We start from the raw sequence: 14569 nt of genomic DNA, 5'->3' as shown, positions 1-14569 counted from the left end.
CGGGGATCGGGGCGTCAATGCTGCGCGCGGCGCAGCGTGTCGACGAGCGCGGCGATGTCGAGCATCGCCGCGGCGGATTCGGGGGCGGCCGGGCGCAGGTGCGCGATGCGGCCGAGGAGCGGCGCACGATGCTCGCGCGCGAGCCAGTCGCGGATCGTCGCGACGTTCTCGTCGGCGTACGACATGGCCGGGTCGACATGGTTCGCGACCCAGCCGGCGATGCGTAGGCCGCGCGCGGCGATCGCGTCGGCGGTGAGCAGCGCATGGCTGATGCAGCCGAGCCGCACGCCGACGACGAGCACCACGGGCAGGCCGAGCGCGACCGCGAGATCGGCCGTGTCCTGCGTGTCGGTGAGCGGCACGCGGAAGCCGCCGACGCCCTCGACGACGACGACGTCCGCGCGCGTCAGCGCTTCCCGGTGGCTCGCGACGATCGTGTCGATATCGAGGGTCACGCCTTCCTGCGCGGCGACGATGTGCGGCGCGGCGGGCGCCTTCAGCAGGAACGGCGTGCGCAGCTCGGGCGGCAGCACGACGTTCGCAGCTGCGTCGAGCTGGTCGGCGTCCTCGTTGCGCCACACGCCGTCGCGTTCATACGCGCCGGCGGCGACGGGCTTCAGCGCGGCCGCGCGCAGGCCATGCCGCGCGAAGCCGTGCAGCATCGCAGCCGAGACGAAGGTCTTGCCGATTTCGGTGTCGGTGCCGGTGACGAACAGCGAGAGCGGGGCGGTCATGCCGCAGTCTCCCGCCGGGCCGCCCCAAGGGAGGCTGCAGCCCCCTCGGGGGGCAGCGAACGCAGTGAGCGTGGGGGCTGTTCTGCATCCCGCCGGGTCTGCCCGTCGCTGGCTTCGATCAATGCTGCTTCGAGCCGTGCGAGATCGTCGAACGAATGTGCTGCCGACAGCGATACGCGCAGCCGCGACGTGCCGGCGGGCACCGTCGGCGGCCGGATCGCGGGCACCCACAGGCCGTGCGCGTCGAGCGAGCGCATCGCCGCAAGCGTCGCGTCGTTGCTGCCGATCACGAGCGGCTGCACCGCCGTGTGCGAGTCGACCGGCTGCCAGCGCGTCATGCGCAGCAGCGCGCGCGTGCGCTCGATCAGCGCAGCGAGGTGCGCGCGCCGCGCGTCGCCTTCGTCGCCGGCGATCACCTTCAGGCTCGCCGATACCGCATGCGCGACGGCCGGCGGCGCGGCGGTCGTGAAGATGTAGCTGCGCGCGCGCTGGATCATCCATTCGATCACGGTCTCGTGCGCGATCACGAACGCGCCCGCGACGCCGGCGGCCTTGCCGAGCGTGCCGACGTAGATGAAGTTCGGCGAGCGCAGCGCGGCGGCCGCGAGCGCGCCGCGGCCCTGGGGCCCCAGCACGCCGAAGCCGTGCGCGTCGTCGACGACGAGCCACGCGCCGTGGCGTTCGGCCAGCGCGACGAGTTCGGCGAGCGGCGCGATGTCGCCATCCATGCTGAACACGGTGTCGCTGACGATCAGTTTCGTTTCGGCGTCGGACGCGTCGAGCAGCGCGGCGAGCGCGGCCATGTCCGCATGCGGGTAGACCTGCACGTTCGCGCGCGACAGCCGGATCCCGTCGATCAGCGACGCGTGGTTCAGCGCATCGGAGAAGATCGTCGCGTGTTTGCCGGTGAGCGCCGTCATCGCGGCGAGGTTCGCCATGTAGCCGGTGCTGAAGTACAGCGCGCGCGGCGCATCGGAGAAGCCGCCCGCGAAGCCGGCGAGTTCGTCCTCGAGCGTGGCGTGCGCACGCGAATGGCCGCCGAGCAGATGCGAGCCGCCGCTGCCGGAGCCATAGCGCCGCGCGCCTTCGGCGAACGCGGCGACGAGCGCCGGATGCGCGGCGAGGCCGAGATAGTCGTTACTCGCGAAGCCGACGATGTCGCGGCCGTCGACGCGCATGTGCGCGTCGCACGCGGTGTCGGCGGTGCGGCGCACGCGGCGCAACCCTTGCGCGTCGAGTTCGGCTAGGCCGCGCTGCAGCGTATCGAGCAGATCCGTTGCTGCCGCCCCCTCGGCGGGCAGCGAGCGAAGTGAGCTGGGGGCCGTTCGTGTCATTGCATGATCTCCGCGAGCGTCGCATCCAGCGTGTCGCGCGTGCGCTGCGCGAGCCACGCGATGTCGTCGTCGCTCATCACGTACGGCGGCATCAGGTACACGGTCGTGCCGATCGGACGCAGCAGCAGTTCGCGTTCGAGCGCGCGCTCGAAGAAGCGCCGCGAGAAGCCGCGTGCCGCGTCGCCGTCGAGCGCGACGTCGAATGCGAACAGCGTGCCGCGCTCGCGCAGGTGACGCACCTGCGGATGTGCGTCGAGCGGTGCGAGCGCGGCGCGCATCGAGGCCGACTTGCGCGCGTTTGCGGCGAGCACGTCGTCGCGCGCGAACAGGTCGAGCGTCGCGACTGCCGCGCGGCATGCGAGCGGGTTGCCGGTGTACGAATGCGAATGCAGGAAGCCGCGCGTGGTGTCGTCATCGTAGAAGGCCGCGAACACGTCGTCGCGCGTGAGCACGAGCGACAGCGGCAGGTAGCCGCCGCTGATGCCCTTCGACAGGCACAGGAAATCGGGCCACACGCCGGCCTGCTCGCACGCGAAGAAGGTGCCGGTGCGGCCGCAGCCGACCGCGATCTCGTCGGCGATCAGGTGTACGCCGAATTCGTCGCACAGGGCGCGCAGCCCGCGCACGTACGACGGATCGTGCATCGCCATGCCGGCCGCGCATTGCACGAGCGGCTCGACGATCAGCGCGGCGATCCGCTCCGCGCGCTCGGCGAACAGGCGCCGCACGTCGTCGAGCGCGCGGCCCGCGACGTCGGCGGCCGTTTCGCCCGGCAGCGCGCCACGCGCGTCGGGCGACGCGACCACGTGCGCGTGGCGGATCAGCGGATCGTACGCATCCTTGAACAGCGCCACGTCGGTCACGCCGAGCGCGCCGATGGTCTCGCCGTGATAGCTGTTCGCAACGCACACGAATTCGCGCTTGTCCGCGCGGCCGCGGTTGCGCCACGCGTGGAAGCTCATCTTCAGCGCGATCTCGACCGCCGACGCGCCGTCCGACGCGAAGAACGCGTGGCCGAGCGTGCGCGCGGTGAGCGCATGCAGCCGTTCGGCGAGCTCGATCGCCGGCTCGTGCGTGCAGCCGGCGAGCATCGCGTGCTCGAGCGTGTCGAGCTGGTCCTTCAGTGCTGCGTTGATGTCCGGGTTCGCATGGCCGAACAGGTTCACCCACCACGAGCTGATCGCATCGAAGTAGCGGCGGCCGTCGCGGTCGTACAGCCACACGCCCGCGCCGCGCGCGACGGGAATGAGCGGCAGGCGCTCGTGGTGCTTCATCTGGGTGCAGGGATGCCAGACCGCGCGCAGGCTGCGCGCGACCCAGTCGTCGGTGGCTGGCGTACTCAAGGCGACTCCGGGGGTAAAACGGCGGCGGGCATCGAACGGATGCCGCGCGGCGACAGACGGAAAACGCGCTGAGATTAGCGTGTTCCGCCGCGCGTTGCACTACCGGTTACAAACGCCGCCCAGCCTTGCTCGGCGGGAGTTCGGCGCAGATCCGGGGTGCTCGGAACGGTACGCGCCAGATGTCCAGAAATGAGCGCAGATGACGACGTTCGAGTGAGACCCCCGGACAGAAAAAATCGGTGGGCGGACAGGCGCGCGAAGCCGAAAAATCGGGGCGGGAAGGGAAAAGGGGCGCGAGGCGCGACGCCGATGCGTGGGACGGGCGAAGGGGGAGCAGGGACAGAAGCGAAGGAGACGATGCCGAAACGCGCCCGATCGCCGGGCATCGCGATTCGCGCGTCAGCGCGAAGCCAGCGCGTGCGTATCGGCGTCGCCGTTGTCGGCCGTCTGCGTCGCGCTCGCATTCCACACGACGCGGTCGTTGACCGCATACAGCCGGCATGCACCCGCACCCTGCTTCGTGCAGTTGTCGAGCGCGAGCGCCATCGGGTCGTCGCCGCCTTCGGCCCACGACCACGCGCCTTCGGCGGACACCGCGAACGCGCGGCTCGGATGCTGGCTCAGGAAGCGGCGATAGCCTTCGCGGCCGGCCGCATCGAGGAACGGCACCGCATCGACCGCATCGATCGACGCGTAGCCGGTCGCATTCGGTTCGTGCGGGTTCGCGACCGCATAGCGTACCGAGGTCGGCAGGCTCAGGTCCGCGAGGAACGCATGCACGGCCGGCCACCACACGGGCACGCCGTCGCGATCGACGATCAGCCGGTGCGCGTCGTCCTTGTAGCGGCCGAAATCGATGAATTGCGCCTGCGTGCCGTGCGACACGTACGCGTCGTGCATCTGCGCGACGAGCGCGGGCGTCCACACCGAATCGTTGTCGCCGTACAGCCACAGCGAGCGCACGGCCGTATGCGCGCCGTACTGGTCGAATGCTTCGACGAGATTGCGCTGCCAGCCGTCGCAGAGATCCTGGCGCAGCCCGCCGGAGAAGTTGATGATGCCGCGCACGCCGGGCGCCGCTTCGGTGCCGTACGCGACCGAAGCGAGGCCGCCATGCGACGTGCCGGCGACGACGATGCGCGACGCATCGATGTACGACTGACGCGACATGTAGCGGACCGTCGCGGCGACGTCGGCGGCCTGCGCGAGGCCGTTCTTGCGGACGTTGCAGCCTTCCTGCTGGTACGTGCCGCCCGACCCGGCGAAGCCTTGGCGGTTCGGCGCGATCACCGCATAGCCGCGGCGCACGAACTCACGGGCGAACGCGAGCGGCCGGCTGCGCGGTTGCAGATGCAGATCGCCGGTGTTCTTGCCGTGGTTGAAGACGACGAGCGGGAACGGGCCGGGGCCGTCCGGCTTGAACAGCGTGGCCTCGAGCATCACGGTGCCCGACGCATCGGCCGGAATGCCGATGACTTGTTCGTTGAGGTTCGCGGCGACCTGCGGGAGGCGCGAATCGCCGTAATCGAAGCGCTCGGCATGGGCGAGCGAGCCGGCGGCCGCGGCGGCGCCGGTATTTGCGTTCGGCAGCGCACCGGCCTGAGCGGCCGACAGCGCACAGGCCGCCATCCATCCCACCAATACTTTGCTGAACGCCATTCGTAAGCCCTGCCATGCAACATGACCGATCCGAGGGCCATCGTAGCCCGACAAATTCAGGTTGTGCAATGCGGGAATTACCCGGCGTCTGACAGGGCAACTATTTGTCAGCGTTCACTTACTTCACCGTCGACATAACGCCAGAAACCGTGCTCGTCGCGGCCGAAGCGACTCGTCTCGTGGAGCCGGTACGCGCGTCCGCCGACCTTGTAGCGGGCCACGAACTCGACCTCCGCGTGCCGTTCGTCCAGCAGCGCGTGGCGTTTGACCGCGAGGCCGAGCCAGCGCGGCGCGTCGGGCGCATTCGGGTCGGCATCGAGATCGGCCGGGCAGGTACGCGCGTCCCAGGTCGCGCGCAGGTAGTCCGTCGCGCCGAGCACGTACGCGCTGTACCGCGAGCGCATCAACTCGAGCGCGGTGGGCGCGGCTTCGCCGCCGTCGATGAAGCGCCCGCAGCACGCCGCATAGCGCGGCGCCGGGGCTTTGCCGGCAGGAGTGGGGGACGCGCCGCCGCACGGGCACGCGTCAGGTCGGTTCAAAATCATGCGAATCGTGAATTAACGACGCCGGGTTGTCATGCCGGCTCACCAGCTGAGCTCGACGCCGTCGTACTGGAAGAAACGGCCGTTGGCCCGGGACACGTCCGCGCCGGCTTCGGCGATCACGCGGCGCATGCCGGTCACGCTGGTTTCCGGATCGATCGCGGCCTGCGCGCCGCCCATGTCGGTGCGCACCCAGCCGGGATGGAGCGAGATGCACGCGGCGTGGCGCGTCTGCAGCGACGCGATGCGCAGCACGTCGTTCAGCGCGGCCTTGCTCGCGCGGTACAGCCAGCCGGTCGTGCCGGTCGCTTCCGCGATGCTGCCCATCCGGCTCGACACGACGGCCAGCACGCCGCGCGCGTCCTCGACGAGCGGCAGCAGGATCGGCAGCAGCTGCATCGGCCCGCGCACGTTCGTATGCATCACCGCGTCGAAATCCTCGGCGCCGATCGTCTCGACGCCTTCGGTGCGCGGCCCGTACACGCCCGACACGAGCACGGCCGCGTCGAGCCGTTCGCCGTCGAGCTTCCAGCCGAGCGCCGCGATCTGTTCGGGTTGCGCGATGTCGAGCGCATGGGCTTGCGCGCCGAGTTCGCGCAGCGCGGCGAGCGATGCGTCGTCGCGCGCAGTCGCGATCACGTTCCAGCCGTCGCGGCGATATTGCCGGACGAATTCGCGCCCGAGGCCGCGCGATGCGCCGACGATCAGTACGGTTTTCATGTTCGCCGCTCCTTTGCGTTGCACCGCCGTGGCGGCAGTGTCGGTGTCAGATCAGTTCGATACCCGTCGCGGCCAGGCTCGCGTGCATCTTCAGCCGGAGGACGCGCGGCGCGTGCGCCGCGCCTGCGCCGGTTACTTCGCGTCGCCGCACGACGGCTTGAGCGTATCGGCGACCGCCTGCGCGACGTCGTCGAGCTGCGCGGCGTCGGCCGCGACCATGTCGTTGTCCGGCGCATGCTGGCCGCGCGCGGTGAGCGCCGCGACGCAGCGCCGGTAGGTTTCGTCGAGCGCGTCGAAGTTCGACACGGCCATCCCGAGGTTGCGCATCCGCCCGTCGTGCACGCCGTACACGAGCCCGTGCACGGTGAGCGACTGGCCGCGCGCCCATGCGTCGTTGACGATCGTCGTGCGGCACACGTTGACGACCTGCTCGATCGAGTTCAGCTCGATCAGGCGGCGATAGCGCGCCTCGCCGACCGGCCATTCGTCGAGCAGCGCCGCGTGGCGCTCGCGCACGTCCTGCACGTGGTGCAGCCAGTTGTCGGCGAGGCCGACGCGGCGGTTGTGCAGGGCCGCATTCACGCCCGAGCAGCCGTAGTGGCCGACGACCATGATGTGCTTCACGCGCAGGATGTCGACCGCGAACTGGATCACCGACAGGCAGTTCAGGTCGCTATGCACGACGACGTTCGCGATGTTGCGGTGCACGAACACTTCGCCCGGCGGCAGGCCGATGATCTGGTTCGCGGGCACGCGCGAATCCGAGCAGCCGATCCACAGATATTCCGGCGCCTGCTGGTCGGCGAGACGCGCGAAGAAGTCGGGATCGTCGGCGAGCTGGCGCTTGACCCAGGCGTCGTTGTTGTCGAACAGGTGTGAAAGCGGATTGTCTTGAGTATTCATCGGGTGTGGATTCCGTTGGCGGAAAGCGGGTCGATAACGGTTCGATACGATTGGATCCGGGCGTGCGATTCGGCCTGCGTCACGCAGCGCGCTGCGCGTCGCCCGCGCTGTCGCCGTCGCCGGCGTCAGGCGTCGAGTCGAAGCGATCGGGGTAGCGCACGCTGAAACGCAGCGACACGTCGTACGGGTAAAAATCGGGCAGCTCGCCCTGCAGCAGCTTGTCCTTGCTGGCCTGCCACAGCGAGGCTTCGAAAAAGTCCGCGTGATGCTTCATGAAGACGGCCCGCACGCGCGGGTCGCCGAGCAGGAACGGTCCGTAGGTTTCCGGAAAGATGTCGTGCGGGCCCACGGTATACCACGGTTCGCCGGACAGTTCGTCTTCCTCGTTGCGCGGCGGCGGCACGCGCCGCACGTTGCAGTCGGTCAGGTACTCGATCTCGTCGTAGTCGTAGAACACGACGCGGCCGTGGCGCGTGACGCCGAAATTCTTGTACAGCATGTCGCCGGGGAAGATGTTGGCCTTCATCAACTCCTTCACCGCGTTGCCGTACTCCTTCACGCCGTGCTCGATCTCGGCATCGGTGCCGTTCTGCAGGTACAGGTTGAGCGGGATCATCCGGCGCTCGATGTACAGGTGCTTGATCACGAGGTTACCGTCCTCGTATTCGAGCAGCGACGGCACCTCCTTCTCCAGCTCGCGCACGAGCGCATGGTCGAGCCGCGAGATCGGCAGCGCGACGCTCGAATATTCGAGCGTGTCGGCCATCCGTCCGAGACGGTCGTGGCGCTTCACGAGCTGGTACTTCTCCATGATCTGCTCGCGCGTCGTTTCCTTCGGCGGCGGGAAGTGATCCTTGATGATCTTGAACACGTACGGGAACGACGGCAGCGTGAACACGAGCATCACGAGGCCCTTGATCCCGGGCGCGATGATGAAGCGGTCGCTCGAATGCGACAGATGGTGCAGCAGGTCGCGGTAGAACAGGTTCTTGCCCTGCTTCTGCAGGCCGACCGACGTGTAGATCTCGGCCTTCGGCTTGCCCGGCATGATCGTGCAGAGAAAATCCACGTACGCGGACGGCACGCCCATGTCGACGAGGAAATACGAGTGCGAGAAGCTGAAGATGATCTGCAGCAGGTCGCGGCGCAGCAGCACGGTGTCGAGCGCGAGCAGGCCCGGGCGCATGTGGCGGATCGGCACCGCGAACGGCAGCACGCGATCGGCGTTGATGATGCGGCCGACGATGTACGCGCTCTTGTTGCGGAAGAACAGCGACGACAGCACGTGGATCTGGAAATTCGGCGCGGCGTCGAACTCGCCGAATTCGTCGGTGATCGCCTGCATCACGCAGCCGATGTCGCGCGCAAGATCCTCGAACGGCGGCTCGAGCTGGAAGTTCGTGACGATGCGCTCGAGCGTGGCCGCGAGCCCGTCGGTGCCCGGGTAGTACGCGCGATAGGTCGGCTTCGCGGCCGGCTCGTCGTTCTCGAGGTATTCGGTCGAGATCGCGGGCCGCACGAAGATGAAATCGTTGTTGAAATACGAGCGGTGCAGGATCTTGCAGCACACCGAATTGAAGAACGTTTCCGCGCACTCGGGCTGGCGGTGCGACGTGAGCAGGCCGATGTAGTGCAGCTTGATCTGCTGCCAGACCTCGTCGTCGATGTTCTCCGCGTCGTATTCGTCCTGCAGCACCTCGACGCATTCCTGCACGCGATCGTCGTACGACGTGATCCGCTCGCGCGCCAGCCGCTGCAGCCCGTGCCAGTCGGCGCGCTCGAATAGAGTCTTCGCGTCGACCGCGGCTTCCCGGAAGATCCGGTAGTGACGGTCGAAGTTTTCGAGCATCGTCTGCGCGACGTCGAAACCGATCTGCGACGACAGCAGCTTGGGGAAGTGATTCATTGCGTGCAGGCTCGTTCGAGAGGGACTGTAAGCACCCGCCATTTTAGCGCCCAAGTCGGCATTTCAACGGGTTTCGGGGTCCGGCGCCAAGTGCCGTCAATGCGCGGTTTGTGCGCGGTTGCATGCCATTCGGTGCATCTTCGCGTAAAGATACGGGTACGGAACCGATTCTGACACGAACTTTTTTGCCCGGCCGACGCCCGCCGGGCACGCGTTTCGCGCGACGGCGATAGAATCGACGCGATGCCCGCCGCGGCCTGCCGCCCGCGCGCTCGTGCACTCGCTATTCCCCCCGCATGCGTACCCGCATTTGCAGGTGCATTTGCAACGACAACGACGAGACCCCCGACCGATGAATGCACTGGAACACCAACTCGACTATCCCTTCGCCGACACGCTGCCCGCCGCGGGCGACACGTTCGAGGTCGCGCCCGGCGTGCGCTGGCTGCGCATGCCGCTGCCGTTTTCGCTCGATCACATCAATCTCTGGCTGCTGCGCGACGAGATCGACGGGCAGGCCGGCTGGACGATCGTCGACTGCGGGATCTCGTCGGAGGCGATCCGTACGCACTGGGAACAGATCTTCGATCGGCATCTCGACGGGCTGCCGGTGCTGCGCGTGCTCGTCACGCACTGCCACCCCGATCACTTCGGCCTCGCGAACTGGCTGTGCGAAGGCGGTGACCAAGGCCGCTGGAACGTGCGGCTGTGGATGACGCTCGGCGAATACATGTTCGGCTGCCTGATGGCGGCGGGCAACGGCTCGAACGCCGGCGGCGCGGCCGCGGCCGATCACTTCGCGCGCCACGGCTTGACCGATCCGGCCGCGCTCGACAAGCTGCGCAGCCGCCGCAGCTACTACTCGGATCTCGTGCCGGCCGTGCCGCCGCGCTACCGGCGCCTGCGCGAAGGCGACGCGGTGAAGATCGGCGCGCGCACCTGGCGCGTCGTCACCGGCTACGGCCATTCGCCTGAACATTGCGCGCTGCACAGCGAAGCGGACGGCGTGCTGATCTCCGGCGACATGGTGCTGCCGCGCATCTCGACCAACGTGTCCGTGTTCGATCTCGAACCGGAAGCGAACCCGCTTGCGCTGTACCTCGAATCGCTCGGCCGCTACGAAACGATGGCGCCCGACACGCTCGTGCTGCCGTCGCACGGCAAGCCGTTCCGCGGCGTGCGCACGCGCATCGCGCAACTGCGCGCACACCACGACGCGCGGCTCGAGGAAGTGCGCGTCGCGTGCGCGGAGAAGCCGATGAGTGCGGCCGACATCGTGCCGATCATGTTCCGCCGCCGCGAGCTCGACATCCACCAGATGACGTTCGCGCTCGGCGAGGCGCTCGCCCACCTGAACCTGCTGTGGCTCGCGGGTGAGCTCGTGCGCGAGCACGGTGACGACGGCGTGATTCGCTACGCGAGGGCCTGACCGCTCCGGCCGCTCGATGGGCGACGCTACGTCGCCGTCCTTTGCGTTTCAAGCGCCATGCGCCCCGGCTGGCGTGCGCGAATCGAAGCGGCTTGTCAGGCAGCGGCGCGCCGATTCCGGCCGCTTAATGCGCGACGCAACGTCGCCGTCGTTTTCGCTTCATGCGCCATGCGCCCCGCCTGGCGTGCGCGAATCGAAGCGCCTTTTCAGGCGGCGGCTCGCCGATTCCAATCCGCACGTCATGCGCAAAGGCGAGCGATCGTGAGCACCAATCACGCGACGGGTTCGTAACGCCACCCGTCGCGCTGCCATTGCATCGTGTGCGTCGGTTCGAGCGCCGCAAGAAACGCGGCGTCGTGCGACGCGACCACGATCGCGCCGGGGAAGCCCGCCAGCGCGGCTTCGATCGCGCGCACCGATTCGAGATCGAGGTGATTGGTCGGCTCGTCGAGCAGCAGCAGCTGCGCCGGCGTGCCGCGCCACAACGCGCACGCGAGCGCGGCCTTCAGCCGTTCGCCGCCGCTCAGGCGATGCACCGGCTGCGTCGCGCGTGCGGCATCGAGCTGCAGCAGCGCGAGCCGGCTGCGCAGGTCGCCTTCGGCGAGCGGCGTATCGAGCAGTCCCAACTGCTCGACGATCGAGCGCTCGGGGTCGAGCAGCGCGAGCCGCTGGTCGAGATACGCGGCGCTCACATGCGTCGTGCATGCACCGGAGCGCGGCGCGAGTTCGCCGGCGAGCATGCGCAGCAGCGTCGATTTTCCGCAGCCGTTCGGGCCCGTCAGCGCGATGCGCACCGGGCCGCTGGCCGACCACGTGATCGCGTCCGCGCGCCCGGCGGCATGCCACGGCAATTGCGCACGCTCGAGCGTGAACAGCTGGCGGCGGGCGCTGACCTCGGTGCCCGGCAACGATACGAGCACCGGCGCGTCGGCTTCGACGCGTGCGGCCGCCTCCTGCACGCGCTCGTCGAGCGTCGCCTTGAAGTCGTTCTGATGACGCCGGACCTGCCCCATGATGTTGCGTGCCGCGCCCTTGCGACGCTGCCGTGCCATCGACGACAGGTTGGCCGTCTTCGCGTCGCGCAGCGCGCCGGCCGCGTGGCGCTGGATCGTGTCGTGTTCCTGTTCGAGCCGGCGCTTCACGCGCCCGCGCTCCGCGTGCGCATGCTCGAGCGCGGCCTGTGCGGCATCCTGTTCCGCGTCGCGCTGGGCGCGGTACAGCGCGTAGTTGCCGCCATACGCGCGCACGCCGTGCGGCGTCAGTTCGACGATGCGCTGCACGTGCGCGAGCAACGCGCGGTCATGGCTGACGATGACGACGCCGCCGCGCCAGCCGTCGAGCGCCGCGCGCAGCCACGCGCGGCCCGCTGCATCGAGATGGTTGGTCGGTTCGTCGAGCACCAGCAGCCCGGCCTCCGACAGCAATGCGCCGATCAGCGCGACGCGCGCGAGCTGGCCGCCGCTCAGCGCGTGCGCCGGCGTGTCGGCGCGCACGTCGTGCAGGCCGGCCGCGTCGAGCGCCGCGCGCAGCCGCTCGGCCAGGTCCCAGCGATCGCCGATCAGGTCGAAGTCGGGCGCGTGCGCGCGGCCGTCCGCCAGGCGTTCAAGGGCCGCGAGCGGCGCATCGAGCGCTGCGATTTCGGCGACGGTGCGCATGCTGGCCGGCGCGTCGTCGTGCTGCTGCGCGACGTACACGACGGGCGTGTGCCGGTCGATCGTGCCCGCGCTGGGCGTGCGCCGGCCCGCGATCAGTTGCGCGAGCAGGCTCTTGCCGACGCCGTTGCGGCCGACGATGCCCGTCGGCGTGCGATCGATGGAAAGGTCGAGCGAATCGAACAGCGTGACGCCGTCGTCGAAGCGGAAGGAAACGTGATGAAGCGCGACGAGCGCGCCGATGGGCGTGGCAGCAGCCATAAGCACCTCCGAAAATGCGTGAAACCCTTCGCGCGGCATGCGTGGCACGGCGGCGAAAACATTTTTGGGAAGGCTTAGTTGTTCACTTTGGCTGGCGTCCGGTATGAGGAATGAGCGCGCAGTGTAGCAAGCGCGCCGCGCGGGCCGCAAGCGACGGGCCGGGATGCCGTCGCTTGCGCGCCACGCACGGTTACTGCACGGAGACGGTCGTGAAGTTCTGCCGTCCGAACGGACTCACGCGATAACCGCTCACGTTCGTGCGCGTGAGCGCCGCCGCGGTCGGGTAGCCGAGCGGAATCCACAGCGCCTGGTCGTGGATCACCTTCTGCGCCGATTCGTACAGCTTCGCGCGCTTGGCCTGGTCGGCGGTCGCCTTGCCGTCGGCGATCAGCTTGTCGAGCTGCGCGTCGCAGAAGCGCGCGAAGTTGATGCCCGACTTCACCGCGTTGCAGCTGAACAGCGGCGACAGGTAGTTGTCCGGATCGCCGTTGTCGCCGGCCCAGCCCATGAACAGCATGTCATGCTGGCCGAGCTTCGCCTGCTTGATCAACTCGCCCCATTCGATCACCTTCACCTCGGCCTTCACGCCGATCTTCGCGAGGTCGGCCTGCAGCAGTTCCGCGCCGGCCTTCGGGTTCGGGTTCAGCACGCTGCCCGTCGGGCGCGTCCAGATCGTCGTCGAGAAGCCGTTCGGGAAACCGGCCGACGCGAGCAGCTGCTTCGCCTTCGCGGGATCGTACGCATACGGCGCGATGTCCTTCGCGTAGCTCCACGTGTTCGGCGGATACGGGTTGTTCGCGGCCGTCGCCGTGTTGTCGAACACGACCTTCAGGTAGGTCGCGCGGTCGAATGCGAGGTTCAGCGCCTCGCGCACCTTCTCGTTGTCGAGCGGCTTCTTCTGCGTGTTCAGCGCGACGAACGCGGTCATGAACGCGGGCGTCTGAACGACCTTCAGCGCGCTTTCGCGCTTCGCGGCGAGCACGTCCTGCGGCTTCGGCGACAGCGCGATCTGGCATTCGCCGGCCTTCACCTTCTGCATGCGCACGGACGCGTCCGGCGTGATCGCGTAGATCAGCCGGTCGACCTTCGGCTTCGCGCCCCAGTAGGTCGGGTTCACGTCGTAGCGGATCAGCGCGTCCTTCGTGTAGCTCTTCAGCACGAACGGGCCGGTGCCGACCGGCTTCGCGTTCAGGTCGGCCTGCTTGCCGGCCTTCAGCAGCTGGTCTGCGTATTCGGCCGAGTAGATCGACGCGAAGCCCATCGTCAGGATCGACACGAACGTCGCGTTCGGCTCGTTCAGCACGAACTTAACGGTGTTGTCGTCGACCTTCGTGACCGACTTCACGAGCTTCACGAGGCCCATCGACTGCGCGTGCGGAAAGCCGCTCGCGCCGGCCACCTTGTGCCACGGGTTCGCATCGTCGAGCATCCGCGAGAACGTGAACACGACGTCGTCCGCGTTCAGCGGGCGGCCCGGCTTGAAGTAGTCGGTGGTCTGGAACGCGACGTTCGGCCGCAGGTGGAACGTGTACGTGAGGCCGTCGGCGCTGGCTTCCCATTTGTCGGCGAGCGCCGGCACGACCTTTTTCGCGGCTTCGTCGTACGACACGAGCGTGTTGAAGATCACGTCGGCCGATGCGTTGGTGGTGACGAGCGAGTTGTACTGCACGACGTCGAAGCCGTCCGGGCTCGATTCGGTGCAGACGGTGAGCGGCTTGGCGGCGGCGAGGCCGGGGGCGGCGAGTGCTGCGGCGACCGCGGCCGCGGCGAACAGCTTGACGTGCATAGGATCTCCCACGTGGCTTGTGCTTTTTGCTGGGTGACGGGATGCGGGCGCGGCCCGGAAGCGGGCGGGGCCGGCGCGGCTGGCGAACAGCATACCGGCAAAGCGCGCGGCGCGTGAAAAAAGGCGCCGGAACGCGGTGAATTGACCGAAAAACGGCTGCTTTCGCGACGGAACGGGTGTTGATGCGGCAGAAGGTGCTGCGGAGGCGGCGGGAGGGCCGGGCGGCGGAGAGGGGGAGATCGGCGCGTCGGGGAACGCGGCGGATCTGTGCGGACGCCGCGGGAAGTGCCGCGAAATCGA

General features: G+C 68.5%; 11 protein-coding genes. 1 reads left to right on the top strand and 10 read right to left on the bottom strand.

What is annotated here, in order from left to right; translation table 11 throughout:
- Positions 1–14 precede the first annotated feature (14 nt).
- The 8 genes from bioD to aceK all read right to left on the bottom strand — a co-directional run bounded on the left by bioD (position 15) and on the right by aceK (position 9141).
- Complete coding sequence (bioD, locus tag FFI87_RS15450) at positions 15–734, bottom strand: dethiobiotin synthase (protein WP_138847069.1); 720 nt, start codon at positions 732–734, stop codon at positions 15–17.
- Positions 731–2068, bottom strand: a complete 1338-nt coding sequence (gene bioF / locus FFI87_RS15445) for an 8-amino-7-oxononanoate synthase (RefSeq protein WP_261378342.1) — start codon at positions 2066–2068, stop codon at positions 731–733. Before bioF ends, bioD begins: the two co-directional genes overlap by 4 nt.
- Positions 2065–3411 carry an adenosylmethionine--8-amino-7-oxononanoate transaminase gene (bioA, locus tag FFI87_RS15440; protein WP_138847070.1) on the bottom strand — a complete coding sequence of 449 codons (1347 nt, stop codon included), beginning with the start codon at positions 3409–3411 and terminating at the stop codon, positions 2065–2067. Before bioA ends, bioF begins: the two co-directional genes overlap by 4 nt.
- Positions 3412–3810: 399 nt before the next feature.
- A complete protein-coding gene (locus FFI87_RS15430) occupies positions 3811–5070 on the bottom strand; it encodes a dienelactone hydrolase family protein (RefSeq protein WP_012364828.1) in 1260 nt (419 codons plus the stop codon).
- A gap of 107 nt (positions 5071–5177) precedes the next feature.
- A complete protein-coding gene (locus tag FFI87_RS15425) occupies positions 5178–5615 on the bottom strand; it encodes a YchJ family protein (RefSeq protein ID WP_138847072.1) in 438 nt (145 codons plus the stop codon).
- Positions 5616–5654: 39 nt separating this feature from the next.
- Entirely contained in the window at positions 5655–6332 is a 678-nt protein-coding gene (locus FFI87_RS15420) for an SDR family oxidoreductase (RefSeq protein ID WP_012364826.1), read from the bottom strand.
- Between the two features lie 132 nt (positions 6333–6464).
- Positions 6465–7235, bottom strand: coding sequence for a carbonate dehydratase (can, locus tag FFI87_RS15415; protein WP_012364825.1), 771 nt, complete (start codon positions 7233–7235; stop codon positions 6465–6467).
- 79 nt (positions 7236–7314) lie between these two features.
- Positions 7315–9141 carry a bifunctional isocitrate dehydrogenase kinase/phosphatase gene (gene aceK, locus FFI87_RS15410; RefSeq protein ID WP_138847073.1) on the bottom strand — a complete coding sequence of 609 codons (1827 nt, stop codon included), beginning with the start codon at positions 9139–9141 and terminating at the stop codon, positions 7315–7317.
- Positions 9142–9493: 352 nt separating this feature from the next.
- On the opposite strand from aceK, the gene FFI87_RS15400 reads away from it, so the two are divergent.
- Entirely contained in the window at positions 9494–10570 is a 1077-nt protein-coding gene (locus FFI87_RS15400) for an MBL fold metallo-hydrolase (RefSeq protein WP_138847074.1), read from the top strand.
- Positions 10571–10842: 272 nt separating this feature from the next.
- Here the strand turns inward: FFI87_RS15400 and FFI87_RS15395 are convergent, their stop codons facing one another.
- Both FFI87_RS15395 and FFI87_RS15390 read right to left on the bottom strand, forming a co-directional pair.
- Positions 10843–12483, bottom strand: coding sequence for an ABC-F family ATP-binding cassette domain-containing protein (locus tag FFI87_RS15395; protein WP_138847075.1), 1641 nt, complete (start codon positions 12481–12483; stop codon positions 10843–10845).
- Positions 12484–12673: 190 nt separating this feature from the next.
- The gene (locus tag FFI87_RS15390) at positions 12674–14269 is read right to left on the bottom strand and encodes an ABC transporter substrate-binding protein (protein WP_138847076.1); all 1596 of its coding nucleotides are present in this window, start codon (positions 14267–14269) and stop codon (positions 12674–12676) included.
- Positions 14270–14569 lie beyond the last annotated feature (300 nt).

Source organism: Burkholderia sp. KBS0801 (genome assembly GCF_005937855.2).
GTDB lineage: Bacteria > Pseudomonadota > Gammaproteobacteria > Burkholderiales > Burkholderiaceae > Burkholderia > Burkholderia ambifaria.
This window is presented reverse-complemented; position numbering and strand designations above follow the sequence as displayed.